This window comes from Streptomyces sp. NPDC050418 (genome assembly GCF_044458745.1).
In the GTDB taxonomy this organism is placed as follows: Bacteria; Actinomycetota; Actinomycetes; order Streptomycetales; family Streptomycetaceae; genus Streptomyces.
The window spans coordinates 478,427-503,002 of record NZ_JBITIG010000002.1; the positions used below are offsets into that span (position 1 = coordinate 478,427).

A 24,576-nucleotide genomic window follows, 5' to 3' on the forward strand; every position below is an offset into this window, starting at 1 on the left:
CGTCCGTGCTCAAAGCCACCCTCCGCAGCTTCTTCGCCCACAAGGGCCGTCTGTTCCTCTCCGCGCTCGCCGTGGTCCTCTCCGTGGCGTTCGTCGCGGGCAGTCTGATCTTCTCGGACACGGTGACCCGTACCTTCGACCGGCTCTTCGCCTCGACCTCGGCCGATGTCACCATCACGGCCAAGGAGGACATCGACGAGGGCATCCCCACCGGCCTGGTCGCCACGGTCCCGGCCGAACTCGCCGAGCAGGTCCGCTCGGTGGAGGGTGTGGCCGGTACGCATCTCGACGTGGGTGTCGAGAACATCACGGTCGTCGACGCCGACAACGAGCCGGTCGGATCGACCACGGGCGCCCCCACGATCGCCACCAACTGGTACGTGACCGACCGCAGTCCGGTCGAGCTGACCGACGGCCGCGAGCCCGCGGGGCCTGGCGAGGCGCTCCTGGACGCCGACACCGCCGACAAGAAGAACCTGGAGATCGGCGACTCACTGACGGTGCTCGCGCGGCCCGGTTCGTTCAAGGTGGAGATCGTCGGCATCGCCACGTTCACCACCACCAACCCCGGTGCGGCGCTGGTGTTCCTGGACACCGCGACCGCCCAGAAGCAGCTCCTCGGCGACGCGGACAAGGCCACCGGGATCTCCGTGGACGCGGCCGACGGGGTGAGTGACGACCGGCTCAAGCGGAACCTCGCGGCCGAACTCGGTGGCACGTACGAGCTGCAGACCGCCGACGAGCAGGCGAAGTCCGCGGCCGAGGAGCTCGGCGGCTTCCTCGACATCATCAAGTACGTGATGCTCGGCTTCGCGGGCATCGCGGTGCTGGTCGGCATCTTCCTGATCGTCAACACGTTCTCGATGCTGATCGCCCAGCGCACCCGCGAACTGGGCCTGATGCGGGCGCTCGGCGCGGACCGCCGCCAGGTGCGGCGCTCCGTCCTCACCGAGGCGCTGCTGCTCGGCGTCGTCGGCTCGACCCTGGGTCTGGCCACCGGGATCGGCCTGGCCGTGGGGCTCATCGAGCTGATGGGCCTGCTCGGGATGAACCTCAAGACGACCGAGATGGTGATCGGCTGGCCGACGCCCGTCATCTCGTACGCGGTCGGCGTGGGCGTCACCTTCCTCGCGGCCTATCTTCCGGCGCGGCGGGCGGCGCGGGTGTCGCCGATGGCGGCGCTCGCGGACATCGAAGTGATGGGTCTGGGGCGGCCGTTGACGGTGCGCGCGATCGTCGGCTCGGTCGTGGGCGCGGCCGGTGCGGCGGCCCTGATCGGCTGTGCGCTGGCCGAGGACAGTGCGGGCGCGGGCTCGCTGCTCGGGCTCGGTGTGGTCCTGACGCTGATCGCCACGGTGATCGCCGGTCCGCTGCTCGTACGGCCGGTGATCCGGGTACTCGGCGGTGCCTTCCCGGCGCTCTTCGGTTCGGTGGGGCGGATGAGCCAGCGCAACGCGCTGCGCAATCCCCGCCGCACGGGTGCGACCGCCGCGGCGCTGATGGTCGGACTCGCCCTGGTGGGCGGGCTCTCGGTGGCCAGCGCGTCGATGACCAAGTCCTTCGACGAGCAGATCGACCGCTCGCTCGGCGCGGACTTCGTGGTGCAGAACAGCAACTTCATGCCGTTCCCGACGGAGGTCACCGACGCGGCCAAGGGAGCGGAGGGCGCCTCTGTCGTCGTACGGCAGCGGTTCGTGCCGATCGCGCTCGATCTGCCGGACGGCGACCGCGTGGAGTCCACGGCCTCGGCGTACGAGCCGCGGCTCGACGAGGTGGCGAAGGTCGTGTACACGACCGGCAGTACGGACGCGGCGCTCGCGGACGGCGCGCTCGGCATGGACCACAAGTTCGCCGCCGAGCACGGGATCAAGGCGGGCGACCGGCTGCCCGTCGAGTTCCCCGGCAAGCGCAAGGCGACCCTGACCGTGGGCGCGCTCACGGATCTGCCCGGCAGCGGCTCGTTCGGTCCGCAGGGCGGGATCTTCCTCGGCTTCGCGACCGCCGACAAGTATGTGCCGGACGGCCAGGACTCGGCGGTGTACATCAACGCGGGTTCCGGGGTCGACGTGGACGCCCTGCGGACGAGCCTGGAGAAGGTGCTGGATCCGTATCCGCAGGTGCAGGTGCGCGACCAGGCGGACTACAAGGAGCTGATCCGCGGCCAGATCGCCGTGATGCTCTACCTCGTCTACGCGCTGCTCGGCCTGGCGATCATCATCGCGATCCTCGGTGTCGTCAACACGCTGGCACTGTCGGTCGTCGAGCGGACCCGCGAGATCGGGCTGCTGCGCGCGATCGGGCTCGCCCGGCGGCAGTTGAGCTGGATGATCCGTCTGGAGTCGGTGGTCATCTCGGTCTTCGGGGCGCTCCTCGGGATCGCGCTCGGACTCGTGTGGGGCGTGGCGGTGCAGCAGGTGCTCGCCCTGGAGGGCATGACCGCGTTCGCGATCCCCTGGGGCACGATGATCGCGGTGGTGCTCGGCTCCATCGTGGTGGGCCTCGCGGCGGCGCTGCTGCCGGCGATGCGGGCGGCGCGGATGAATGTGCTGGCTGCCATCGCGCATGAGTAGGGGTTTCCATCGCGCATGAGGAGGGGCTTTCGTGGCGCATGAGGAGGAGTTTCGGTGGCGCGTGATCAGGGAGTCTCCTTGAACAGTCCGGTGAACCGGCGCCCGTTCCGCTTCGGCGTCAGCCTCATCAGCCCCTCCCCCGCCGCCGAGTGGCGCGCCAAGTGCCGCCGGGTCGAGGAGCTCGGCTATGACGTGCTCCTGGTCCCGGACCATCTGGGCATGCCCGCCCCGTTCCCGGCCCTGGTGGCCGCGGCGGCGGTGACGGAGCGGGTGCGCCTGGGCACCTTCGTGCTCAACACCGGCTTCTGGAACCCCACACTGCTCGCCCGCGAGATCGCCACCACCGACGCGCTCACCGGCGGCCGCCTGGAGGTGGGCCTGGGCGCGGGGTACGTACGGGCCGAGCACGAGAGCGCCGGGCTGCCGTGGGGCAAGCCCGGCGAGCGGGTCGGTCATCTCGTACGCACCGTGCGCGAGTTGAAGAGGCTGTGCTCCGAGGAGCCGCTGCGCGGGCAGCTCGCCCAGGACGGCGGTCCGCCGCTCCTGATCGGGGGCAACGGGACGCGGATGCTGCGGCTCGCCGCCGAGGAGGCGCGGATCGCGGCCTTCACCGGAGCGCGCTCGCACCCCCAGGAGCCCGGCACTCTTCTCGCCCTGTCCGCCGACCAGTTCGCGGCCGGGATCGCGCGGTACGAGGAGTTCGAGCGCGCCGGGCGGGGCGCAGCCGAGGAGCCCGCCGAGCGCAATCTGCTGCTGCAGATGGTGCAGCTCACCGATGACCGCGCCAAGGCCGTCGAGGCACTCGCCGCACGCAGCACCCATCTGACACCGGAGCAGGTCCTCGACCTGCCGATCCTCGCGATCGGCGAGCTCGACGAGGTCGTACGGCAACTCCTCGGCCTGCGCGAACGGTTCGGGCTCACGTATCTGACCGTCCTTGAGCCGTACATGGAGGCCTTCGCCCCGGTCATCGAGGCGCTGCGGGACGCGTAGGCGCGGCACCGGGACGCGTAGGCGCGGCCCCGCCCCGTGTCCGTATCGCGGAATCCTGTGGCTCGCGCGCGCAGGCCGGTGGTGGGATGCGCGTATGACTGCACTGCGGATCCGGGCCGCGACTCCGGAGGACCTCGACGCCGTACTCGCCTTCTGGAAGACGGCGGCCGAGGGCACCAGCATCAGCGACGACCGGGCGGGCATCGAGCGGCTCGTCGAGCGCGACCCGGAGGCGCTGCTGCTCGCCGAGCTGGCGGACGAGCTGGTGGGAACGGTGATCGCGGGCTTCGACGGCTGGCGCTGTCACCTCTACCGGCTCGCCGTGCACCCCGACCGCCGGCGGCGCGGCATCGGCTCGGCGCTCCTGGCCGCGGCCGAGGAACGGTTCGTGGCGCTCGGCGGGCGCCGGGCGGACGCGATGGTCCTCGTGCGCAACGAGTCCGGGCAGCGGGCCTGGGAGGCCGGCGGGTACGCGCCGCAGGAGCAGTGGCGGCGCTGGGTGAAGCCCCTCGGGGAGTGAGACGACTCGGGGCGTCGCCCGGCGGCTCGACGTGCGCCGAGTGACGCTCTGCCCCTTTTGCGATTCCTTTACGATGGGGGTGCCTCTGTGATCCACAGCGGCACCCCCGATTCCGTGCCGGCCACCGCGCCGGTTCCGTTCTGAGGAAAGGTGTGAGCGTCCGCCCATGGGCGAGCCTCCCAGTACCCGACATCGCGCACTCCCCGTGTCCCTGGCCGATCATGGGACGGAGGTGACCCGATGACCGAAGTGCTCCTGCTCGCCGTGGCCCTGCTGCTCACGCTGGCCTGCGGTGTCTTCGTGGCCGCCGAGTTCTCGCTGACCACGGTCGAGCGCTCCACCCTGGAGCGGGCCGCCGCCGAGGGCGAGCGCGGCGCCGACAGTGCGCTCAAGGCCGTGCGCACGCTCACCTTCCAGCTCTCCGGCGCCCAGCTCGGCATCACCGTCACGGGTCTGGTCATCGGCATGCTCTCGAAGCCGTCCCTCGGCAAGCTGCTCGCCGGCCCGCTGGACGCCCTCGGTCTCTCCCGGAGCGCGGCCGACAGCGTCGCCCTGGTTCTCGCCACGATGGTGTCGACGATCGTCCTGATGGTCGTCGGTGAGCTGGTGCCCAAGAACTGGGCGATCTCCTCCCCGCTCTCCGTCGCCAAGCGCGTGGCGACCGCGCAGCGCTGGTTCAGCCTGGCGTTCAAGCCGCTGATCAACCACCTCAACAACACGGCGAACCGGACCGTACGCCGCTTCGGCATGGAGCCCGCCGAGGAGCTGGCGTCCGCGCGCGGGCCGCAGGAGCTGGCCGCGCTGGCCCGGCACTCCGCCAAGGAAGGCGCCTTGGAGGCGGACACGGCCGAGCTGTTCGTGCGGACGCTGAACCTCGCCGACCTCACCGCCGAGAACGTGATGACGCCGCGCGTGCAGGTCATGGCCCTGGACGTGAAGGCCACCGCGGAGGATGTCGCCTCGGCGACGCGGGCGACGGGCCTGTCCCGCTTCCCGGTCTACCGCGAGTCCCTCGACCAGGTCGTGGGCGTCGTGCACATCAAGGACGTCCTCGCGGTGCCCGCCGAGCTGCGGCACCGCCGGTCGGTGGCGCAGTTGATGCGCGAACCGCTCCTCGTCCCGGAGTCGCTGACCGTCGACCGGCTGCTCGACCGCCTCTCCGGCAAGCGGACCATGGCCGTCGTCATCGACGAGTACGGCGGCACGGCGGGAGTGGCCACCCTGGAGGACATCGTCGAGGAGGTCGTGGGCGAGGTCCGCGACGAGCACGATCCGCACGAGACCAGCGATCTGGCCCCGGCCGGCGAGGACGACGAGGGCCGTGCGCTGTTCTCGGCGGACGGCGCCGCCCGCACGGACCAGCTGGAGAAGATCGGCCTGCGCACCCCGGACGGCCCGTACGAGACGCTCGCCGGTCTGATGGCCACCGAGCTCGGCCACATCCCGGCCGTCGGCGACCGCGTCGAGGTGGCCGGCTGGCGCCTCGACGTCGTCGACGCGACGGGGCGGCGCGCCGCCCGCGTCCTGATGCACGCACCCCTGCACGAGACCTCCGAGGAGGACGGACGATGATCGCCGTACAGCTCCTCATCGGTCTGGCGACCCTGGTCGTCAACGCGTTCTTCGTGGGCGCCGAGTTCGCGCTGATCTCGGTGCGCCGCAGCCAGATCGAGCCGTACGCCGAGGAAGGCGACCGGCGGGCCCGCAGTGTCGTGTGGGGCCTTGAGCACGTCTCGCATCTGATGGCCGCGGCCCAGCTCGGCATCACCCTGTGCACCCTGGTGCTCGGCATCGTCGCGGAGCCCGCCATCGCGCACCTCCTGGAGCCGGTCTTCGACTCCGTGGGCGTGCCGCACGGTCTGGTGCATCCGATCTCGTTCGTGATCGCGCTGGCCGTGGCCACGTATCTGCACATGCTGCTCGGCGAGATGATCCCGAAGAACATCGCGCTCGCCGAACCGGTGAAGTCCGCGCTGCTCCTCGGCCCGCCGCTGGTGGCGCTGACGCGGGCGCTGCGCCCGGTGATCTTCGCGATCAACGCCTTCGCGAACACGCTGCTCAAGGTGCTCAAGGTGGAGCCGAAGGGCGAGGTCGAAGCGTCGTTCTCGGACGACCAACTGGCCCGTATCGTCAAGGACTCCAGCGCCGCGGGCCTGCTCGACGACCGCGCCACGGAGCGGCTGCACGACGCTCTCGAACTGGGCAACCGGCCCGTGAAGGACGTCGCGCTGCCCCTGGAGCGGGTCGTCTACGCGCGGCTCGGCGTGACGCCGGAGGAGTTGGAGCGGCTGTCGGCCGAGTCCGGCTTCTCGCGCTTCCCCGTGGTGGACCAGGCCCGCAGGATCGTCGGATATCTGCACGTCAAGGACGCTCTCGAGGTGCAGCCGCGCGATATGCCGTTCCAGGTGCGGGACATGCGCACGATCGCCCGGGTCCGCGAGACGACCCCGCTCGACGATGTGCTGACGGCGATGCGCCGCAGCCGTACGCATGTGGCCGCGGTGATCGGCACGGACGGGCGGCTCGCCGGTCTGGTGACCATGGAGGACGTACTGCGGGAGCTGTTCGGGCAGCCCGCGTGAGGCCGTAAACCGGTTGACCTGGTCCTTAGGGTGAGCCGCATGAGCCTTCGCCTGGAACCGGTCACCGCGCAGAACCTCGAGACGGCGCTCTCCATCCGGGTGCGCAGCGACCAGGAGCACCTGGTGGAGAGCGTCGTGAAGTCCCTCGCCGAGGCGTATGTCCACGGCGAGGTGGCCTGGCCCCGGCTGATCATGGACGGTGACGAGGCGGTCGGCTTTCTGATGGCGTTCCTCGACATCCACTGGGACGAGGATCCGCAGGGCACGGACATACGGTCCGGGCTGTGGCGGCTGAACATCGCCGCCGGGGCCCAGGGCCGCGGATACGGCCGCTTCGCGGTGGAGGCCGTGGCCGACGAGCTGCGCAGGCGCGGCGAGCGGCGGCTGTACGTGACGTGGCATCCGGGTCCGGACGGGCCCGAGGGCTTCTACCTGGGCCTCGGCTTCGAGCCGACCGGCGAGACGAGCGGCGGCCAGACGGTCGGCGTGCTCGCCCACAAGGGAGCGGGATAGCATCACTCGCGCCATGCAGATCAATGCCACATACACCAGTCTCGTCGCGATCGGTGACTCCTTCACCGAGGGCATGTCCGACCTCCTGCCCGACGGCAGCTACCGCGGCTGGGCCGACCAGCTCGCCGTGCGGATGGCGCGCGTCGAACCCGGCTTCCGCTACGCCAACCTCGCCGTACGCGGCAAGCTCATCGGCCAGATCGTCGACGAGCAGGTCGAGGCGGCCGCCGCGATGCGCGCCGACGTGGTGACGCTGGTCGGCGGTCTCAACGACACGCTGCGGCCCAAGTGCGACATGGACATGGTGCGCGACCGGCTCACCGAGGCGGTCGAGAAGCTCGCCCCGGCGTGCAAGCAGCTTGTCCTGATGCGCAGCCCCGGCCGTCAGGGCCCGGTCCTCGACCGCTTCCGGCCGCGCATGGAGGAGCTCTTCGCGCACGTGGACGGTCTGGCCGCGCGGCACGGCGCGGTCGTCGTCGACCTGTACGGCGCCCCGGCCCTGTCCGACCAGCGGATGTGGGACGTGGACCGGCTGCATCTGACCGGCGAGGGGCACCGACGGGTGGCCGAGGCGGTCTGGCAGGCGCTCGGCTACGAGCCCGAGGAGGACTGGCGCGCACCGCTGGCCCCCGCGGCCCCGCCGAACTGGATGGCACGCAGGACCGCCGACGTCTCCTTCGCCCGGCAGCACCTGCTGCCGTGGATCGGGCGGCGGCTCACGGGCCGCAGCTCGGGCGACGGGCGTCCGGCGAAGCGGCCGGAGCTGCTGCCGTACGACTGAGCGGCGGTGCTCGGAGGCGTGGGGGCGGCTTCGGGAACGGGGGCGCGACCGCCCTCGCCCGGCGCTCGTACGGCGCTCGTATCTTCCGACGAAAACCCCGACGGCGTTGGCCTGCACGTTTGGCCAGTAGACTTACCGATCGTGACTGTGAAGCCCCGTATCCCGAACGTTCTGGCCGGCCGCTACGCCTCCGTGGAGCTGGCCGCCCTGTGGTCCCCCGAGCAGAAGGTCAGGCTGGAGCGTCAGCTGTGGCTGGCCGTCCTGCGGGCGCAGAAGGACCTCGGGATCGACGTGCCCGAGCAGGCGCTCGCCGACTACGAGCGTGTACTCGACCAGGTCGACCTCGCCTCGATCGCCGAGCGCGAGAAGGTCACGCGGCACGATGTGAAGGCGCGGATCGAGGAGTTCAACGCCCTCGCCGGCCATGAGCACGTCCACAAGGGCATGACCTCGCGTGACCTCACGGAGAACGTCGAGCAGCTGCAGATCCGGCTCTCCCTGGAACTGATGCGGGACCGTACGGTCGCCGTTCTCGCCCGGCTCGGCAAGCTCTCCGCCGAGTACGGCGAGCTGGTGATGGCGGGCCGCTCGCACAACGTCGCCGCGCAGGCCACCACTCTCGGCAAGCGCTTCGCGACCGGCGCCGACGAGCTGCTCGTCGCGTACGGCCGCCTGGAGGAGCTGCTCGGCCGCTACCCGCTGCGTGGCATCAAGGGCCCGGTCGGCACCGCCCAGGACATGCTCGACCTGCTCGGCGGCGACGACGCGAAGCTGGCCGATCTGGAGCAGCGCATCGCGCGGCACCTCGGCTTCGCCACGGCGTTCACCTCCGTCGGCCAGGTCTACCCGCGCTCGCTCGACTACGAGGTCGTCACCTCCCTCGTGCAGCTGGCCGCGGCGCCGTCCTCGCTCGCCAAGACGATCCGTCTGATGGCCGGGCACGAGCTGGTCACCGAGGGCTTCAAGCCGGGCCAGGTCGGCTCGTCCGCGATGCCGCACAAGATGAACACCCGCTCGTGCGAGCGCGTCAACGGCCTCATGGTCATCCTGCGCGGCTACGCGTCGATGACCGGTGAGCTGGCCGGTGACCAGTGGAACGAGGGCGATGTCTCCTGCTCGGTGGTCCGCCGGGTCGCGCTGCCCGACGCGTTCTTCGCGCTGGACGGCCTCCTGGAGACCTTCCTGACCGTCCTCGACGAGTTCGGCGCGTTCCCGGCCGTCGTCGCCCGCGAACTGGACCGCTACCTGCCGTTCCTCGCCACGACCAAGGTCTTGATGGGCGCGGTGCGCGGCGGTGTGGGCCGTGAGGTCGCGCACGAGGCGATCAAGGAGCACGCGGTCGCCTCGGCGCTCGCGATGCGTGAGCAGGGCGCCGAGCGCAACGAGCTGCTCGACAAGCTGGCGGCCGACGAGCGGATCCCGCTGGACCGGACGCAGCTCGACGAGCTCATGGCGGACAAGCTGTCGTTCACGGGAGCGGCCGCCGGCCAGGTCGGCGTGGTCGTCTCCCGGATCGACGAGCTGGTCAAGCAGCACCCCGAGGCCGCCGCCTACACGCCCGGCGCGATCCTCTGACCTGGTACAGCCACGAGTGACAAGGTTCAGCCGCGAGGAACTCGAGGCCGCCCGCGACCGCATCGTCGACGATGTGGTCGCGGGCGGTCTGCGTGTGCTGTTCTGCGGCATCAATCCCGGTCTCCTGACGGCGGCCTCCGGGTTCCATTTCGCCCGGCCCGGCAACCGCTTCTGGCCGGTCCTCCACCTCTCCGGCTTCACACCGCGACAGCTCCGGCCTTCCGAGCAGCGGGAGTTGCTCTCGTACGGACTCGGCATCACCAATGTCGTCGCGCGCGCCACGGCCCGTGCGGACGAGCTGCGCCCCGAGGAGTACGTGGCGGGCGGCCGGATCCTCGCGGCGAAGGTGGAGCGGCTCGCGCCCGAGTGGCTCGCGGTCGTGGGCGTGACCGCGTACCGGGCGGCGTTCGGTGAGCGCAAGGCGCAGATCGGGCCGCAGGAGCGGACGGTCGGCGGCAGCCGCGTGTGGGTGCTGCCCAACCCCAGCGGTCTGAACGCGCAGTGGACGGTGGAGCGCATGGCCGAGGAGTACGGACGGCTCCGGGAGGCCTCCGCAGGCTGACCCGGTCCGGTCCTACGGCAGGTCGGCCGTGGTGACGAGGGCCAGGAGGCGGGTCGGTGTGTCGTGGGTGAGGGCGAGCGCCAGCCGGCGGTCGTCCGAGTGCGACACGAGACGCCACACCAGCGCCTCGTCCGCCAAGGTCCCCAGGAACGCCCAGGGTTCGGGTATCTCCGAGCGGTCGCGGTCGGCCAGGGTGTGCGCCTCGGGCTCGCCCCAGCGGTGGGCGAGCGGTGCCCTCAGCGCCGCGAGGACCGCCGCGGCCTCCTCGCGGGCCAGCTCGGCGATCCGGTAACCGGGGCCGGACGCACCGGTCCCCGGACCGCCGTGCTCCGCGTCGAGAGCGCGGGAGCACAGCAGATCCAGGGTGGTCAACTGGTCGTGCACCGGGCGGGCTTCGGTCATGCGTCCAGTAGAGCAAGCGCCACTGACAACGGGCCTTCGGCTCAGGCGTCGCGGCGCCGCACGGCCCACCAGCCGGCGAGCAGCGAGGCGGCCGCCCACAGGGCGGTGACGCCGAGTCCCGTCCACGGACCGAGGGTTCCGGTGTGCTCGGAGTGCAGGACGACCTGTCCTGCGCGGTCCGGCAGGAACTCGGCGACGCCCGCCGACATGTCGCCGATGACGAAGCCCACGATCAGGACGAAGGGGATGAGGATGCTCAGGACCGCGACCCCGCTGCGCAGCAGCGCGGTGAGCCCGCTCGCGAGCAGCGCCATCAGGGCCAGATAGATCCCGCCGCCGACGCAGGCGCTCAGCGCTCCGGGGTGGCCGAGGCCGATTGCGTACTCCCCCATGAAGAGCTGACCGGTCAGGAACGTGGCGAAGGACGTGACCAGGCCGAGGACGAGCGCGGCGGCACCGATCACCGCGGTCTTCGCCGCGTAGAAGAGCCCTCTGCGCGGGACCGCGGCGAGCGAGACACGCAGCGCGTTGTGGGCGAACTCGCTGGAGAACGCGGTGGCGCCGAAGCTGATCGCGGCGATCTGGGCGAAGTTCATCGCGTAGAAGGCGCCGAGGAGTGTGTCGTAGTCGGCGTTGTCCGCCTCGGCCTCGCCGATGAGCGGGAACGCGAGCAGCGTGATGGCGAGGGTGACGCCGAGCACGGCGAGCAGGGAACCCCAACTGGCGCGGACGGAGCGGATCTTGATCCATTCGGCGTGCAGGACGGCGGACGTGGTCATGGAGCGGTCTCCTCGGCGAGGGGGTTGGGCGGCTGGTGGCAAGGCGGCGTCAGGAGCGGGAGGGGGCGGCGTCAGGAGCTGGAGGGGGCGGCGTCAGGAGCTGGAGGGTGCTGCGGCGAACTCGGTCTCCTGGGCCGTCAGCGCCAGATAGGCCTGCTCCAACGAGGCCTGCTCATCGACGAGTTCGAGGACCGGAACTCCCTCCCGGGCCGCGAGGGGACCGATGTCGGCGGCCCGGGCGCTCTCGACCGTGAGCTGCCCGTCCTCGCCGAACGCGACCTCGTACCCCTGCCTGACCAGAGCGTCGCGCAGCCGGGTCTGCTCGGTGCTGCGGACGTGGACGCGGTCCTTGCGGTGCTCTTCGAGGAACGCGCGCATCGGTGTGTCCGCGAGGAGCCGGCCGCGGCCGAGGACGACCAGGTGGTCGGCGAAGGACGCGGTCTCGTTCATGAGGTGGCTGGAGACCAGGACCGTGCGGCCCTCGCGGGCGAGGCGGCGCAGGAGTTCGCGGATCCAGATGATGCCCTCGGGGTCGAGCCCGTTGGACGGCTCGTCGAGCATGATCACCGGCGGGTCGCCGAGCAGGGCGGCGGCGATGCCCAGGCGCTGGCGCATGCCGAGGGAGTACGTCTTGATGCGCCGGCCCGCCGCCGAGGCGAGGCCGGTCTGCTCCAGGACCTCGTCCACGCGTGCCGCCGGAAGGCCGTTGCCGACCGCGAGGGCGCGCAGGTGGTTGCGGCCGGTGCGGGAGGCGTGCGCGTTCTGGGCGTCGAGCAGGGCGCCGACCTGGCGGAGCGGGTCGGGGAGCGAGGCGTAGGTCCGGCCGCCGATCGTGGCCGTCCCGGAGGTCGGACGGTCAAGGCCCAGGACGAGCCGCATGGTGGTGGACTTGCCGGCGCCGTTCGGGCCGAGGAATCCGGTGACCTTGCCGGGCTCCACGGTGAAGCTCAGCCCGTCGACGGCCCGCGTGCTGCCGTACTCCTTGGTGAGTGCTGTGACCTCGATGCTTGTCATGGCTCAAGCCTCCCGAGCGGCGGGCCGCCGGGCTTCCCCCGCGGGTGGGGATCTTCTCCCCCGCGCGGGGGAACCGGCTGTCACAGGCGGCTGGCACGATGGCGTCATGCCTCGATTCCTGCGACCGCTGACCCGTGCGGTGACCTATACGCGCTGGGTCCATCTGGTCGTGGGGGCCGTCCCCACGGTGATCGGATCGTTCATCGTCGGGGTGCACACCGACTCGCCCGCGCGCTGGGCGCTGCTCGCCCTGCTGCCGATCCCGCTGGTCGCCGCCGTGGGCCTGGTGCCGGCGATGCGGCTGGCCGAGGGGCACCAGGCGCGGCTGATGCTGTTCCCGGGCCGGCATGCGCGACGCGTCGGCGAGGAGAGCGCGGAGCCGGTCATCGTGGCGCGCCCGGCCCAGAGTTGGCGCGACCGGGCCGTCACGGCGCTGTGGATGGTGCTCCGCCTCGAAGCGGGCAGCCTGGTCGCCTATCTGACGGTCCAGGCGGCCGCGACCACACTGACCTTCGCCGGCGCCGTCGTCGGCGAAGACCCCGGCTCGGACTCAGTTGTCTCGGTGCACGGCGCGCACTGGGCGTACCTCTTCCTCGTACCGCTGCCGCTGCTCGTGCTCGCGTATGTGGCGGCGGGCGTCGGCGCCCTCATGGCCCGCACCGCCCTGCGCGCGTTGGGCCCCTCCCCCGCCGAACGCCTCGCCGTTCTGGAGGAGCGCACCGAGCACCTGCTCGAACACAACCGCATGGCCCGCGAGTTGCACGACTCGATCGGCCACGCGCTCACCGTCGCCGTCGTGCAGGCGGGCGCGGCGCGGGCCGCCAACAGCCCGGAGTTCACGGACCAGGCGCTCGCCGCGATCGAGGACACCGGGCGGGCCGCGCTGGAGGACCTCGACCGGGTCCTGAAGGTGCTGCGCGAGCCGGGCGAGCCCGCGCACCGGCGCCCCACGCTCGCCGAGGCCGACCGGCTCCTCGACTCGGCGCGCGCCTCCGGCGCGAAGGTCGACGCGGAGATCACCGGGCCGGTCGACCGGCTGCCCGGTCCGGTCACACGCGAGGCGTACCGGATTCTTCAGGAGGCCCTCACGAACGTGTTGCGGCACGCGGGCTCGGTGCCGGTGACAGTGCGGATCACGGCCGAGGAGCGGCGTCTCCTCCTGACCGTGAGCAATCCGCTCTCCGGCACCTCGCTCGGCGTCGGCAGCGGCTCGGGCCTGCGCGGCATCCGCGAACGGGCCACCTTGCTCGGCGGGAAGGCGAAGGCGGGCCCTCAGGACGGCACATGGCTGCTGCACGTCGACCTTCCGGTGTCCTGAACGGACCTGACCGCATTGAACGGTCCGGACAGGACCCCGTACCCCGGACCGCCACCGTGTGCCCGGGACCGCTGCGACCTGCCCGGGACTGCCGCTCGGCCGGTGATCCGCAGGCTCTAGGCTGGCCCGATGGCGATCACGGTCCTGCTAGTCGACGACGAACCCCTGGTCCGCGCCGGTCTGCGCGCCGTCCTCGAGGCGCAGCCGGACATCGAGGTGGTCGGCGAGGCGGCGGACGGAGCCGCGGTGGTGCCGCTGGTCCGTTCGCTGCGGCCGGACGTCGTGGCGATGGACGTACGGATGCCGCTGCTCGACGGCATCGAGGCGACCCGCGCCGTGCTCCGCTCGGTCGACGACCCGCCGAAGATCGTCGTGGTGACCACCTTCGAGAACGACGAGTACGTGTACGACGCCCTGCGCGCCGGAGCCGACGGCTTCCTGCTCAAGCGCGCCCGTCCGTCCGAGATCGTGCACGCGATCCGGCTGATCGCGGAGGGCGAGACCCTGCTGTTCCCGTCGGCCGTCCGCTCACTCGCGGCCTCGTACGGAGCCGCTCCCGCCCGTGCGGCGATGGAGCGCGCGGCGCTGACCGAGCGCGAGTCGGCCGTGCTGCGGCTGATGGCGCGCGGTATGTCCAACGCCGAGATCGCTGCCGAGCTGATCGTCGGCGCCGAGACCGTGAAGTCCCATGTGAGCGCCGTCCTCGCGAAGTTGGGGGCGCGGGACAGGACGCAGGCGGTCATCGCGGCGTACGAGTCGGGGTTCGTGTCGCCGGGCTGAGCTCGGCTCGGGTGTGCTGCTGATTCGGGGTGAACGCAGCGCCCCAGCTCACCCCCTATGCCGCCCTTATCCGGACTGATCGGGTCCGCAGGATCACAGTCCCGCCCCGGACCGGACCTCGGACCACGGGCTGTGGGCCTCCCGGCACTCGCCGTGGCCGGGGCGCGGCGAGTACGATCCGGCCAAAGCAGCTCGCCGAGCAGGGAGGATGTACGTTGAGCCGGTTGACCGGCGGGGATCCCTCGCTCCTACGACGGATCAACTCGGCCGTGGTGCTGCACGCCCTGCGCACCGCCGACTCCGCGACCCTCACCGAGATCACCCGCGTCACGGGCCTGTCGCGGCCGACGGTCGAGGGCGTCGTCGAGGGTCTGATCGAGGCCGGCCTTGTCGTCGAGGCGCCGGTCGAGGAAGGCGCGGCACGGCGTCAGGGCCGGCCGGCGCGCCGCTTCCGGTTCCGCGCGGAGGCCGGACATCTGCTGGGCCTGGAGATCGGCCCGCATCGCGTGGCCGCGGTCCTTTCCGACCTCGACGGCAAGGTGCTCGGCACCGGCCAGAAGGAGGTCGACGAGACCGCCTCGTCCGACGAGCGTCTGGAGCGGCTGCGCACCTGTGTCGCCGAGCTGCTGCGCCGCGCCGGTATCGCCCGCGGCTCGCTGCGCGCGGTCGGCGTCGGCAGCCCGGGCATCGTCGAGGCGGACGGCACCGTACGGCTCGGAACAGCGCTGCCCGGCTGGACGGGGCTGCCGCTCGGCGAACGCCTGCGCCGCTCGTTCAGGTGCCCGGTCCTGGTGGAGAACGACGCCAACGCCGCGGCCGTCGCCGAGCACTGGAAGGGCGCGGCCCGCGACTCGGACGACGTGGTCGTGGTCCTCGCGGGCCTCTCCCCCGGCGCGGGTTCCCTGATCGGCGGACGGCTGCACCGCGGGTACGGGGGTGCGGCCGGCGAGATCGGCGCCCTGCATCTGCTCGGCCGCGAGGCCACCCCGGAAACGCTGCTCTCGACGACGGACGAACCGCTGCATCCGCTGGACGAGCAGGCGGTCACCGAGGTCTTCCGGCACGCCCGCGAGGGCGATGTGGGCGCGAAGGCCGCGGTGGAGCGCTACATCCAGCGCCTCGTGCACGACGTGGCCGCACTGGTGCTCGCGCTCGACCCCGAGCTGGTGGTGATCGGCGGCTGGGCCGCGGGCCTCGACGACGTACTGGAACCACTGCGCCGCGAGTTGACCCGTTTCTGTCTGCGGCCGCCGCGGGTGGCGCTGTCGATGCTGGGCGAGGCGGCGGTGGCGACGGGGGCGCTGCGGCTCGCGCTCGACCACGTCGAGGAGGAGCTGTTCGCGGTGGAAGGCACGGTCACCGGGCGCTGACCCGGGCTCTTTGCCGGCAGGGACCCGGACACCCCACGGCCCGCCGTGAAGGGGTACGGCGGGCCGGGTCCGTGGGGGGAGTGAAGCCGTGGCTCAGGAGGCCTGGCGCTCGGGGCCGGAGTGGAACTCCACATCGCCGCCGAACGTCAGCCGGCAGGTGTCCGCGCGGTACGTGGCGACCGACACCGCGGCCGTACGCCCGCCGGGGCCGAAGTAACGGGTGGTCACGAGGAGCACGGGCGCGCCGGGCAGACGGTCCAGCTGACGGGCGTCGTCGGCGCGCGCCGAGCCGAGCTCGACCGCGCGGTCCTCGCCCTCGAAGCCGAGGCGCTGCAGCTCGCGCAGCACGGCGCGGGCCCGCGTGGCACCGTCCGGGACGTCGATCGCCGTGAGGTCGGGCACCGAACCGGCCGGAACGTACAGCAGATCGGCGGCGACGGGCTGTCCGCCGTACGTGCGCGAGCGGCGCAGCACGTGCACGTGCTCGTCGAGGCCCGTGCCGAGGAGCTCGGCGACCGTGGCGGGCGGAATCTCCCGGGTGGAGTCGGCGGCCTGCCAGGCGTCACCGCTGCTGCCCGGCCAGCCGTTGCCCGCGGCTCCGACGGCCACGCCCATCCGGGGCGGGGCGACGGTGGTGCCGACGCCGCGGCGGCGCTGCAGACGGCCTTCGAGTTCGAGCTGTTCCAGTGCCTGGCGCAGCGTGGCGCGCGCGACGCCGAAGCGGGCGGCCAGATCGCGCTCGTTGGGCAGAATCTCGCCGACCGCGAACTCGGAGTCCAGCGCCTCACCGATCACGGTCTTGAGATGCCAGTACTTCGTCTCCGGAGTCGTCTCCAGCTGCGTGGTCCCCACCCTGTCCTCCGCAATCGCCCTGGCGTAAATGCCCAGCCCCTGGCGGCTTTTACGTGGCCTTGTTTATTAAAGGTTCCTGCACTATCCGCGACGATAGGTGGGCGCACACCCTTGGTCAAGACCAATCCCTGGTCCGTTACAGAGAGCGACGCACGACAAAGCCCCCGCCACGGCTGGGCGGGGGCTTGGCGCGAGGGTCGGCCGGCGGGGCGGGTCAGCCCTTGAGCTGCGCCGTCAGGGACTCCAACTTGTCCGGGTTGCGCATGACATAGACGCTCTGGACGACGCCGTCCGCGATGTCGAGCTGCATCACCACCTCCACGCGGTCGCCGATGAGACCCAGGACGGCCGGTCCGCCGTTGATCTCCTCGATACGGAAGGAGTCGATCAGCTCGCTGCTCGGCCCGGACACGCCGTGCAGGAAGCGGGCCACCTTGCTCGCGCTCTCCAGGACCCGCAGCGGGGCCTTGGCCTTGCCGCCGCTGTCGCCGACGAGGCGTGCGTCGGGCGCGAGCAGGCCGATCAGTCCGTCCAGGTCGCCCGCCCCGGCGGCGGCCAGGAACCGCTCGGTGAGCGCGCGGCGTTCGACCGGGTCGACGTCATAGCGGGGCTTGCCCTCCTCGACATGCCGGCGGGCGCGCCCCGCGAGCTGGCGCACGGCCGGCTCGGAGCGGTCGAGGGTCTCGGCGATCTGCGCGAACGGGAGGCCGAAGGCCTCGCGCAGCACGAACACCGCGCGTTCCAGGGGCGACAGGGATTCCAGGACGACCAGGACGGCGAGGGAGACGGAGTCGGCGAGCACGGCCTGTTCGGCGGTGTCGGGCACCGTCCCGCCGAACTCGGTGACCACGGGCTCCGGCAGCCAGGGCCCCACGTACGCCTCGCGCCGCGCCTGGACCTGGCGCAGCCGGTCGATGGCCAGGCGGGTGGTGATCCGCACGAGGAAGGCGCGATGGTCCTTGACGTCTGCGCGGTCGGTCGCCGACCAGCGCAGCCAGGCCTCCTGGACCACGTCCTCGGCGTCCGCGACGCGGCCGAGCATGCGGTAGGCGACGCCGGTCAGGACCGGGCGGCAGGCTTCGAATTCGTCCACAAAGGTGTCGGTCGGCACCCTGCCATCCCACCCCGGCTCCCCATGCCGTGTCCAGCCGGATTCAACAAGGGGTTACCGAACGGTAGTTGTTGCTGACATCATGTCTAAAAGGCTGCGGCGGTACCGGGCCGCGCCGTGCAGCGTTCTCCAGCGACGAGGAGCAGCATGTCCGCCACCGTCACCTTCAGTGTCGACACCGCACAGGGACCGAAGGACGCGAGCGTCGTGTACCGCCGCGCCGGAGCGGGTGATCCGCTGCTGCTCCTGCACGGGATCGGCCACCACCACCAGGCCTGGGACCCGGTGTTCGGGATCCTGGCCGCCGAGCGGGACGTGATAGCCGTCGACCTGCCGGGCTTCGGCGCCTCGCCCGCGCTGCCGGACGGGCTCGCGTACGACCTGGCCGGTGTGGTGCCGGTCCTCGCCGCGCTGTGCACGGCGCTCGACATCGAGCGTCCGCACGTGGTGGGCAATTCGCTCGGCGGTCTGCTGGCCCTGGAGATGGGCCGCGAGAAGCTCGTACGGTCCGTGACGGCGCTGTCTCCGGCCGGCTTCTGGACGGAGGCCGAACGCCGCTACGCGTTCGGCACGCTGCTCGCGATGCACCGCGGCGCCTCGCTGCTGCCCCGGCCCGCGATCGAGCGGCTGGCGCGGTCCGCCGCCGGGCGTGCGGCGCTGACCAGCACCATCTACGCCCGGCCCGGCCGCCGTTCACCCGAGGCGGTGGTCGCCGAGACGCGGGCGCTGCGCGAGGCCACCGGCTTCCACCAGACGCTCGCCGCCGGGCGGACCGTCCAGTTGCGGGACACGTTCACCATGGACACGGACGCCATCCCGGTCACGATCGCCTGGGGCAGCCGCGACCGGCTGCTGCTGCGCCGCCAGGGCATCCGCGCCAAGCAGACACTGCCCGGAGCGCGCCTGGTCCGGCTGCCCGGCTGCGGGCATGTTCCGCACGGCGACGAACCGGCCCTGGTGGCGAGGGTCATCGAGGACACCTGCCGACGGGCCGTGGCCGTCTGAGCAATCTGTTGCCACGCTTCGGAGGCGGCCTTCGAGGGCGTGAGGGATGGTGGAGTGACTCATTCATCACTATTTCTTCAGGTTCGTCCTCCACAGCACGAGGTCGCACGCCATGGTCCACAGGAATCGCCCGTACGCGCCGGCCGCGGTCGCCATCACGCTGGTGCTGGCCACTGCCTGCTCCTCCGGCCAAGGCGAGCCGGCCTCGGCCGACCCCGGAAGCCGGAGACTGGCCGTCCAGGCCGCGCCCAGCACAGCCTCGTCCACGGCCGACGAGCAGGGGCTCGTACCGGTCATCGAGCCGGGTATGACTCCGCAGAACAAGAAGGAAGAGCAGTTCTTCACCCGGGCCAAGGTCCTTGACGACATCGCCGCCTACGCCAACTCGCGCGTCGAGGTGCCGGGGCCGATCGGAATCGTCGCCACCAACTGCGATGAGGAGAACGCGAACTGGGACTCGTTCCGGCGCCAGATCCGCTTCTGCTACGAATTCGCCACGAAAGCCCGCGAACTCTTCCAACAGCCCGACGACAAGGGCCACAAGCCCGCCGCCAAGGAGGTCGACGACTCTGTCGCGGGCTTCACCAACGGCATCGTCTTCCACGAACTGGGCCACGCCGTCATCGACATCTACGACCTGCCGACCACCGGCAAGGAAGAGGACGCCGTCGACCAGCTCTCGGTGCTGCTGCTCGCCACCAGCGACGACAAGCACATCGGCTACGCCATCGACACCATCAACGCCTGGGGCGGATTCGCGGCCGCCGACGAGGCCAAGGACTCCGGCCAACGGCTCGACCAGTACGCCGACGAGCACAGCCTCAACGCGCAACGCTTCTTCAACTGGGCCTGCTGGCTGTACGGCTCCGACCCCGCCGCGTACGAGAGTGTGGTGCGGAACGACAGCAACCCTGACGGCGTCCTTCCGAGCTCACGGGCGGGGAACTGCGAGACCGAGTTCCAGAAGATCTCCAAGGCCTGGGCGACGCTCCTCAAGCCCTATCTCAAGCCGCAGCCCGTCAAGTGAGGAGGTCCGGCCCGGTCCGGCGCCGACGGGCGAAGCGATAGGGCCAGGCCTAAAGTGGTCCGGGGGCACCCTCTGGAGGGACCACCGATGCGTCGACGCTGTGCGTTGGCAGGCACTGCTGCAGCTGTCTCCCTGGCCGTGATGGTGCCGGCGTTGCCCGCCTTCGGCGCGGAAACCCTTGACGATGGCCCTGACCTCAGCCGTTTCTATCGGCAGACCGTCACATGGGGTGCATGCGACGACGAACCCATGGTCCCCGAGGACATGCAGTGCGGCCGGGTCACCGTCCCCCTCGATTACGCGACACCGGACCGCGGCAGCCTTGACCTGGCCCTCGGACGTCTGCCGGCGACCGGCCCGCAGCGCGCTTCCCTGGTGCTCAACCCCGGTGGCCCGGGCGAGCGGGGGCTGGGACTGCTCATGGACGGCGCGAAAGAATTCAGCGACCTGCGCAAGGGTTACGACGTGGTGTCGTTCGACCCGCGTGGGGTCGGACGCAGCCATCCGGTCTCCTGCGGCAGCGGAGCGGTCGCCGACGACGTCGACTCCGACGCGGACGACACGGACAGCGCAGACGGCACGGACGACGCCGCGGCCGAACGACTGGCGCGCGTCCTCGACCAACGCGCGGAGCAGTGCCGCAAGGCCTCGGGGCCCTTGCTGGACTACATGGGAACGATCCATGTGGCCCGTGACATGGACGTCATCCGGCAGGCCCTTGGTGACAGGAAGCTCAACTACCTCGGCTTCTCCTACGGCACCCGGCTCGGCGCCACCTACGCCGCCCAGGCACCCGACCGCGTGGGCCGCATGGTCCTCGACGGTGTCGACTCGCTCACCGTCACCCGTCCGGAACGCTGGATGGCCACGGCCCGAGCCCGGCAGGGCGCGCTGGATGACTTCCTCAACTGGTGTGTGGCCCGCGGCGAATGCGGCCTGGGTACCAATACGCGCGACGCCCGCGCCCGTATGGCCGCGTTGGTCACCGAGTTGAACGAGAAGCCGTTTCAGGGCAGCGATGGTGCGGAACTGAGCGGTGAGGCACTGGTCGGTGTGTTCAGCGAGAGCCTCTACCGCAGCAGCACCTGGCCGTCGCTGGCCGCCGCCCTGGAGCCGCTGGCCCAGCAGAAGGACCCGGGGCCGTTCTTGGACATGCTCGGGGCGCAGGGGAACGGCGCCGCGCTACGACGCGCCCCCTCCGAAGCCGCCGCTGCGGAGGCGGACGAGATACCCGCCGACAATTCCCTCACCGCCCTGACCGCGGTGAACTGTGCTGACGATCCGGACCCGTTCACCGTCAAGAACCTCGCGGACCTCCAGAACCTGGAGCCCGCGTTCGAGCAGGCCTCACCGGTCTTCGGGGACAGCCTGATCGCGGCGGTCGCCATGTGCTACGGCAAGCCCAGAGGCAGCGCCTTCATCCGGCAGATCCAGGACGTCGACACTCCGCGCATGCTCCTGGTCGGTTCGCGAGGAGACCCCGCGACGCCCTACCAATGGACGGAACAGACCGCCGCGCGGCTGGGCGGCCAGGCTGCCGTACTCGACTTCAAGGGTGACGGGCATGTGGCTTACGTCCAGTCGAAGTGCGCGAAGCAGAACGTGAATGAGTTCCTGCTGTACGGATCACTGCCGCACTCGCGCATGTCCTGCCCGGCGGAAGACCCCGGGCCCTGACTCGCCCTCGGGCGTGGGCGCGGGCTTCCTGGTGAACACCCCTGATCCCAGGGCGACTCCGAGCCCGACCAGGACGCTGCCCAGCGCCTGAGCGGTGCCGTACTGGCCCGTGCCGACCAGTGGTGCGGTGGCCGCCGCGGCCACCGGGATGAGGCCCGAGAAGAGCGTCGCTCGCTCGGCGCCGATCCGCTGCATCCCCGCGTACCAGCACACGAACCCGATCACCGTCACGATCACCGCCTGCCACAGCAGGGCGAGCGCCTCGGCCTGCGTCGGGACGCGTACCGCCTGGCCGCCCTGTGCGAGGAGCCCGATCAGGAGGGACTCGGCGGCGGCGATGCCGCAGACCGTCGCCGAGAGCAGCTTGGGTCCGAGCGGGCGGACCAGCGGGACGGCGATCACCGCGAAGCCCACCTCGCCGAGCAGCGCGCACACCGAGAACGCGATGCCTGCCGCGTCGGTGCGGCCCCAGCCCTGCACCGTGAACGCACCGGCCGCGACGAGCAGCGCACCGTACAGAACGGGCCGGGTCGGCCTGCGGGAGCCGAGCAGCGGCACGAGGACGGCCACGACGACGGGCGCGCAGCCCACGAAGACACCGGGCACGGCCGGTTCGGCGCTGCGCTCGGCGAAGAGGACGGCCAGGTTGAAACCGACCATGCCGACCGCGGCGAGCACGGCCAGCCGTCCCCACTGGCGGCGCGTCAGGCGGCGCAGCGGCGCCAGGCCGCCGCGGCCCAGGAGCGGCAGGAGCAGCAGACAGGCCAGCCCGTAGCGCAGGAACTGGCCACCCGCGTACGGGTAGTCGCCGAGCACGCTGTTCGCGGTGAACGAGGCGCCGACGAGGCAGCAGGCGAAGGCGGCGAGGAGGCCGCCACGGGCCGTGGCGGAGAGGGCGAAGGAGGTCGGTCGTTGCATGAGGCCGACGTTAGGCAGCCGTGCGGTCCGGTTTAAGGTCCACTTTCATGACGGTATCGGGGACCAATTCGGCACAGACGGGCGCCACTTCGGGAGCATCGGCGTGGACGACCGCGTGGGAGCTGCTGCTCCCTGCGGCCACCGTGCCCGCGCGCTCACGCGGCAAGGCGCTGCAGGCCGCGCTGCGCGAGGCGGTGCGCTCGGGGCGGCTCGCGCCGGGCACGCGGCTGCCCGCGAGCCGTGCGCTCGCGGCGGACCTCGGGGTCTCCCGTGGCCTGGTCACGGAGGCGTACGAGCAGTTGACCGCCGAGGGGTATCTGCGGGCCGGGCGCGGGTCGGGCACGTGGGTGGGCGGCGCGGTGGCCGTCACGGACGAGGCGGCTCGCGGGCCGCGCTCCCCCGAGCAGGCGCCCGACGTCCCGCTGAGCCTGCTGCCCGGCGTGCCCGACCTCTCCCTGTTCCCGCGGGCGACGTGGTCCGCGGCGCAGCGCGCGGTGCTCGCCGAGGCACCGAACGCCGCGCTCGGCTACCCGGATCCACGCGGTGTGCCCCGGCTCCGTACCGCCGTGGCGCGGATGCTCGCCCGCCGTCGGGGCGTGGTCGCCGATCCCGAGCGGGTCGTGGTGTGCTCCGGGGTGTCGCAGGCGATGACGCTGCTCGGGCTCGTGCTGTACGCACGCGGGGAGCGGACCGTGGCTGCCGAGGACCCGGGCAGCCCCGAACACGCCGAGCTGTTCGGTCACTCGGGGATGCGGACCGTACGGATCCCGCTGGACGCGGAGGGTCCGGACCTCGCGCGGCTGCGCGAGCACGGTGTGCGCACTTTGGTGGCCACGCCCTCGCACCAGTTCCCGTCGGGCATCGGCTACTCCCCCGAGCGGCGCACCCAACTCCTCGCGTGGGTGCGGTCGGTGGACGGTCTGGTGATCGAGGACGACTACGACGGGGACTTCCGCTACGACCGCGCGCCCGTCGGCGCGCTGCAGGGCCTGGACCCGGACCATGTGGCGTACGCCGGTTCCGTGAGCAAGTCGCTGGCGCCCGGGATGCGGCTGGGCTGGCTCGTGGTGCCGGAGGATCTGGCGGAGGCGGTCGTGGCGCGCAAGCGCCTCATGGACCTCGGCAATCCGGTCCTCGACCAGGAGGCCCTGGCCCGGTTCGTCGAACGCGGCGACTACGACCGGCACTTGCGGCGCTGTCTGCGGACGTACCGGGAGCGGCGCAACGCGTTGGTGGCGGCGCTGGAGAGGGAGCTGCCGGAGACGGAGGTGACGGGGATCGCCGCGGGGTTGCATGTGATCGCCGCGTTGCCGGCGGGTGGTCCCGCGGGCCCTGTCCTGGTGGCGCGGGCGGCGGACGCGGGGCTCGCGGTGCGGCTTCTGGACGGGTACGCGTCGTCGACGCCCGCGGACGGACGGGTGCGGCTCGTCATCGGATACGCGCAGTCGGCGCCGTACCGGATCGAGGAAGCCGTGCGGATCCTCGCGCGCGTGGTGCGGGACGGAGCCGGAAGCGGCGGTCAGGGGCTGCCCGCGGCCACGTAGCCGGCGAGGAGGAGGCCGATGCAGACGGGGGCGAAGGCGAGCAGGGAGAGGATCGGCATCCACGCGTGCACCCGGTCCGGCACTGAACGACCGGGCACCATCTTGCGGTTGGCGCGCTCGACCTCGTCGGTCAGGTCGAGGCGGTCGGCCGCCTGCGCCGAGAGGATCACCCCGGCGTCGACCGGCCGTTCCAGGAGGGCGCGGCGCACCGTCCGGTCGACCGTGCCGGTACCGCCCTTGACCTTGTGGACGATGAGCCGCACTCCGTGGGCGTCGGTCAGGATGAGCCGGTCGTCGGGGCTGCCGACCTGCCCGGGGACCTCGATCCGGCCCACCTTGGTCAGACGGGTCAGGTCGACCGTGCGCCGGCCGGACAGGGTGCGCGCGGTGAGCAGGCCCTCTCCGGAGACCTGGACGTGCCAGCCGGTGGCCGAGTAGAAGGCGACCAAGGCGCTGACGGCCGGAGTGAACAGGTTGCCGAAGATCAGCGCGTCCGACAGGGCGCCGGACCGCACCAGCACCGCGGTCACCGCCAGATAGACGGGCGGCAGCAGCCAGACGATCAGGTCCGCCACCAGGCGTGCTCGGCGGCCCTGGCCCGCGGAGAGGGCCAGGTCGTGCGGGACGGTCGGCGCGTCGGAGTGCAGCGTCATGCGCAGGACGCTATCGCGGGCGTCCTCCGG

At 71.8% G+C, this 24,576-nt stretch carries 23 protein-coding genes; 16 read left to right on the plus strand and 7 right to left on the minus strand.

Annotation, left to right across the window (positions count from 1 at the left end; all coding sequences use genetic code 11):
* The first annotated feature begins 5 nt into the window (after window positions 1-5).
* From ACIBI4_RS06505 to mug, 9 genes are all read left to right on the plus strand, one after another.
* Complete coding sequence (locus ACIBI4_RS06505; RefSeq protein WP_399202480.1) at window positions 6-2,570, plus strand: ABC transporter permease; 2,565 nt, start codon at window positions 6-8, stop codon at window positions 2,568-2,570.
* A gap of 78 nt (window positions 2,571-2,648) precedes the next feature.
* Complete coding sequence (locus ACIBI4_RS06510; RefSeq protein ID WP_399202481.1) at window positions 2,649-3,563, plus strand: LLM class F420-dependent oxidoreductase; 915 nt, start codon at window positions 2,649-2,651, stop codon at window positions 3,561-3,563.
* Between the two features lie 55 nt (window positions 3,564-3,618).
* Window positions 3,619-4,083, plus strand: coding sequence for a GNAT family N-acetyltransferase (locus tag ACIBI4_RS06515; RefSeq protein ID WP_399202661.1), 465 nt, complete (start codon window positions 3,619-3,621; stop codon window positions 4,081-4,083).
* A gap of 240 nt (window positions 4,084-4,323) precedes the next feature.
* The gene (locus ACIBI4_RS06520; protein WP_399202482.1) at window positions 4,324-5,655 is read left to right on the plus strand and encodes a hemolysin family protein; all 1,332 of its coding nucleotides are present in this window, start codon (window positions 4,324-4,326) and stop codon (window positions 5,653-5,655) included.
* Window positions 5,652-6,665: a hemolysin family protein gene (locus ACIBI4_RS06525; RefSeq protein ID WP_399202483.1), complete on the plus strand. Its 1,014-nt coding sequence runs from the start codon at window positions 5,652-5,654 to the stop codon at window positions 6,663-6,665. The genes ACIBI4_RS06520 and ACIBI4_RS06525 overlap by 4 nt, the downstream gene beginning before the upstream one ends.
* A 39-nt stretch (window positions 6,666-6,704) precedes the next feature.
* Window positions 6,705-7,178, plus strand: coding sequence for a GNAT family N-acetyltransferase (locus ACIBI4_RS06530; RefSeq protein WP_399202484.1), 474 nt, complete (start codon window positions 6,705-6,707; stop codon window positions 7,176-7,178).
* A 13-nt stretch (window positions 7,179-7,191) separates the two neighbouring features.
* Window positions 7,192-7,959 (plus strand): SGNH/GDSL hydrolase family protein, encoded by a 768-nt coding sequence (locus ACIBI4_RS06535; protein WP_399202486.1) that lies wholly within the window; start codon window positions 7,192-7,194, stop codon window positions 7,957-7,959.
* A gap of 141 nt (window positions 7,960-8,100) precedes the next feature.
* Complete coding sequence (gene purB, locus ACIBI4_RS06540; protein WP_399202487.1) at window positions 8,101-9,534, plus strand: adenylosuccinate lyase; 1,434 nt, start codon at window positions 8,101-8,103, stop codon at window positions 9,532-9,534.
* Between the two features lie 16 nt (window positions 9,535-9,550).
* On the plus strand, window positions 9,551-10,096 hold the full coding sequence (gene mug, locus ACIBI4_RS06545; protein WP_399202488.1) for a G/U mismatch-specific DNA glycosylase: 546 nt from the start codon (window positions 9,551-9,553) through the stop codon (window positions 10,094-10,096).
* Between the two features lie 12 nt (window positions 10,097-10,108).
* Here the strand turns inward: mug and ACIBI4_RS06550 are convergent, their stop codons facing one another.
* From ACIBI4_RS06550 to ACIBI4_RS06560, 3 genes are all read right to left on the minus strand, one after another.
* Window positions 10,109-10,498 carry a hypothetical protein gene (locus ACIBI4_RS06550; RefSeq protein WP_399202490.1) on the minus strand — a complete coding sequence of 130 codons (390 nt, stop codon included), beginning with the start codon at window positions 10,496-10,498 and terminating at the stop codon, window positions 10,109-10,111.
* Window positions 10,499-10,539: 41 nt separating this feature from the next.
* Window positions 10,540-11,277 carry an ABC transporter permease gene (locus tag ACIBI4_RS06555; protein ID WP_399202491.1) on the minus strand — a complete coding sequence of 246 codons (738 nt, stop codon included), beginning with the start codon at window positions 11,275-11,277 and terminating at the stop codon, window positions 10,540-10,542.
* Between the two features lie 93 nt (window positions 11,278-11,370).
* Window positions 11,371-12,291, minus strand: a complete 921-nt coding sequence (locus tag ACIBI4_RS06560; RefSeq protein WP_399202492.1) for an ABC transporter ATP-binding protein — start codon at window positions 12,289-12,291, stop codon at window positions 11,371-11,373.
* 106 nt (window positions 12,292-12,397) lie between these two features.
* Here ACIBI4_RS06560 and ACIBI4_RS06565 point away from each other — a divergent pair, with 106 nt between their 5' ends.
* From ACIBI4_RS06565 to ACIBI4_RS06575, 3 genes are all read left to right on the plus strand, one after another.
* Complete coding sequence (locus ACIBI4_RS06565) at window positions 12,398-13,609, plus strand: sensor histidine kinase (protein ID WP_399202493.1); 1,212 nt, start codon at window positions 12,398-12,400, stop codon at window positions 13,607-13,609.
* A 129-nt stretch (window positions 13,610-13,738) separates the two neighbouring features.
* Complete coding sequence (locus tag ACIBI4_RS06570) at window positions 13,739-14,389, plus strand: response regulator (RefSeq protein WP_399202494.1); 651 nt, start codon at window positions 13,739-13,741, stop codon at window positions 14,387-14,389.
* 215 nt (window positions 14,390-14,604) lie between these two features.
* The gene (locus tag ACIBI4_RS06575) at window positions 14,605-15,759 is read left to right on the plus strand and encodes an ROK family transcriptional regulator (RefSeq protein ID WP_399202496.1); all 1,155 of its coding nucleotides are present in this window, start codon (window positions 14,605-14,607) and stop codon (window positions 15,757-15,759) included.
* Between the two features lie 93 nt (window positions 15,760-15,852).
* Here ACIBI4_RS06575 and ACIBI4_RS06580 read toward each other — a convergent pair whose 3' ends face one another.
* A complete protein-coding gene (locus ACIBI4_RS06580; RefSeq protein WP_399202497.1) occupies window positions 15,853-16,611 on the minus strand; it encodes a GntR family transcriptional regulator in 759 nt (252 codons plus the stop codon).
* A 214-nt stretch (window positions 16,612-16,825) separates the two neighbouring features.
* On the minus strand, window positions 16,826-17,722 hold the full coding sequence (gene sigJ / locus ACIBI4_RS06585; protein WP_399202498.1) for an RNA polymerase sigma factor SigJ: 897 nt from the start codon (window positions 17,720-17,722) through the stop codon (window positions 16,826-16,828).
* Between the two features lie 147 nt (window positions 17,723-17,869).
* Here sigJ and ACIBI4_RS06590 point away from each other — a divergent pair, with 147 nt between their 5' ends.
* The 3 genes from ACIBI4_RS06590 to ACIBI4_RS06600 all read left to right on the plus strand — a co-directional run bounded on the left by ACIBI4_RS06590 (window position 17,870) and on the right by ACIBI4_RS06600 (window position 21,431).
* Complete coding sequence (locus ACIBI4_RS06590; RefSeq protein ID WP_399202499.1) at window positions 17,870-18,727, plus strand: alpha/beta fold hydrolase; 858 nt, start codon at window positions 17,870-17,872, stop codon at window positions 18,725-18,727.
* A 112-nt stretch (window positions 18,728-18,839) separates the two neighbouring features.
* A complete protein-coding gene (locus ACIBI4_RS06595; protein ID WP_399202500.1) occupies window positions 18,840-19,754 on the plus strand; it encodes a DUF4344 domain-containing metallopeptidase in 915 nt (304 codons plus the stop codon).
* Between the two features lie 249 nt (window positions 19,755-20,003).
* Entirely contained in the window at window positions 20,004-21,431 is a 1,428-nt protein-coding gene (locus tag ACIBI4_RS06600) for an alpha/beta hydrolase (RefSeq protein ID WP_399202501.1), read from the plus strand.
* Here ACIBI4_RS06600 and ACIBI4_RS06605 read toward each other — a convergent pair.
* Window positions 21,381-22,349 (minus strand): DMT family transporter, encoded by a 969-nt coding sequence (locus tag ACIBI4_RS06605; protein ID WP_399202502.1) that lies wholly within the window; start codon window positions 22,347-22,349, stop codon window positions 21,381-21,383. The genes ACIBI4_RS06600 and ACIBI4_RS06605 overlap by 51 nt on opposite strands.
* Window positions 22,350-22,396: 47 nt before the next feature.
* On the opposite strand from ACIBI4_RS06605, the gene ACIBI4_RS06610 reads away from it, so the two are divergent.
* Window positions 22,397-23,893 carry a PLP-dependent aminotransferase family protein gene (locus ACIBI4_RS06610; RefSeq protein ID WP_399202503.1) on the plus strand — a complete coding sequence of 499 codons (1,497 nt, stop codon included), beginning with the start codon at window positions 22,397-22,399 and terminating at the stop codon, window positions 23,891-23,893.
* On the opposite strand, the gene ACIBI4_RS06615 is transcribed toward ACIBI4_RS06610, so the two are convergent.
* Window positions 23,869-24,546: a hypothetical protein gene (locus tag ACIBI4_RS06615; protein WP_399202504.1), complete on the minus strand. Its 678-nt coding sequence runs from the start codon at window positions 24,544-24,546 to the stop codon at window positions 23,869-23,871. The genes ACIBI4_RS06610 and ACIBI4_RS06615 overlap by 25 nt on opposite strands.
* Between the last annotated feature and the right edge of the window lie 30 nt (window positions 24,547-24,576).

Coding starts and splice junctions, on each gene's coding strand:
- ACIBI4_RS06530 (WP_399202484.1), top strand. CDS start 6,705: ATGAGCCTTCGCCTGGAACCGGTCACCGCGCAGAACCTCGAGACGGCG.
- ACIBI4_RS06550 (WP_399202490.1), bottom strand. CDS start 10,498: ATGACCGAAGCCCGCCCGGTGCACGACCAGTTGACCACCCTGGATCTG.
- ACIBI4_RS06600 (WP_399202501.1), top strand. CDS start 20,004: ATGGTCCCCGAGGACATGCAGTGCGGCCGGGTCACCGTCCCCCTCGAT.
- ACIBI4_RS06615 (WP_399202504.1), bottom strand. CDS start 24,546: ATGACGCTGCACTCCGACGCGCCGACCGTCCCGCACGACCTGGCCCTC.
- ACIBI4_RS06560 (WP_399202492.1), bottom strand. CDS start 12,291: ATGACAAGCATCGAGGTCACAGCACTCACCAAGGAGTACGGCAGCACG.
- ACIBI4_RS06605 (WP_399202502.1), bottom strand. CDS start 22,349: ATGCAACGACCGACCTCCTTCGCCCTCTCCGCCACGGCCCGTGGCGGC.
- ACIBI4_RS06565 (WP_399202493.1), top strand. CDS start 12,398: ATGCCTCGATTCCTGCGACCGCTGACCCGTGCGGTGACCTATACGCGC.
- ACIBI4_RS06520 (WP_399202482.1), top strand. CDS start 4,324: ATGACCGAAGTGCTCCTGCTCGCCGTGGCCCTGCTGCTCACGCTGGCC.
- ACIBI4_RS06590 (WP_399202499.1), top strand. CDS start 17,870: ATGTCCGCCACCGTCACCTTCAGTGTCGACACCGCACAGGGACCGAAG.
- ACIBI4_RS06555 (WP_399202491.1), bottom strand. CDS start 11,277: ATGACCACGTCCGCCGTCCTGCACGCCGAATGGATCAAGATCCGCTCC.
- ACIBI4_RS06570 (WP_399202494.1), top strand. CDS start 13,739: ATGGCGATCACGGTCCTGCTAGTCGACGACGAACCCCTGGTCCGCGCC.
- ACIBI4_RS06595 (WP_399202500.1), top strand. CDS start 18,840: ATGGTCCACAGGAATCGCCCGTACGCGCCGGCCGCGGTCGCCATCACG.
- ACIBI4_RS06610 (WP_399202503.1), top strand. CDS start 22,397: ATGACGGTATCGGGGACCAATTCGGCACAGACGGGCGCCACTTCGGGA.
- ACIBI4_RS06525 (WP_399202483.1), top strand. CDS start 5,652: ATGATCGCCGTACAGCTCCTCATCGGTCTGGCGACCCTGGTCGTCAAC.
- ACIBI4_RS06535 (WP_399202486.1), top strand. CDS start 7,192: ATGCAGATCAATGCCACATACACCAGTCTCGTCGCGATCGGTGACTCC.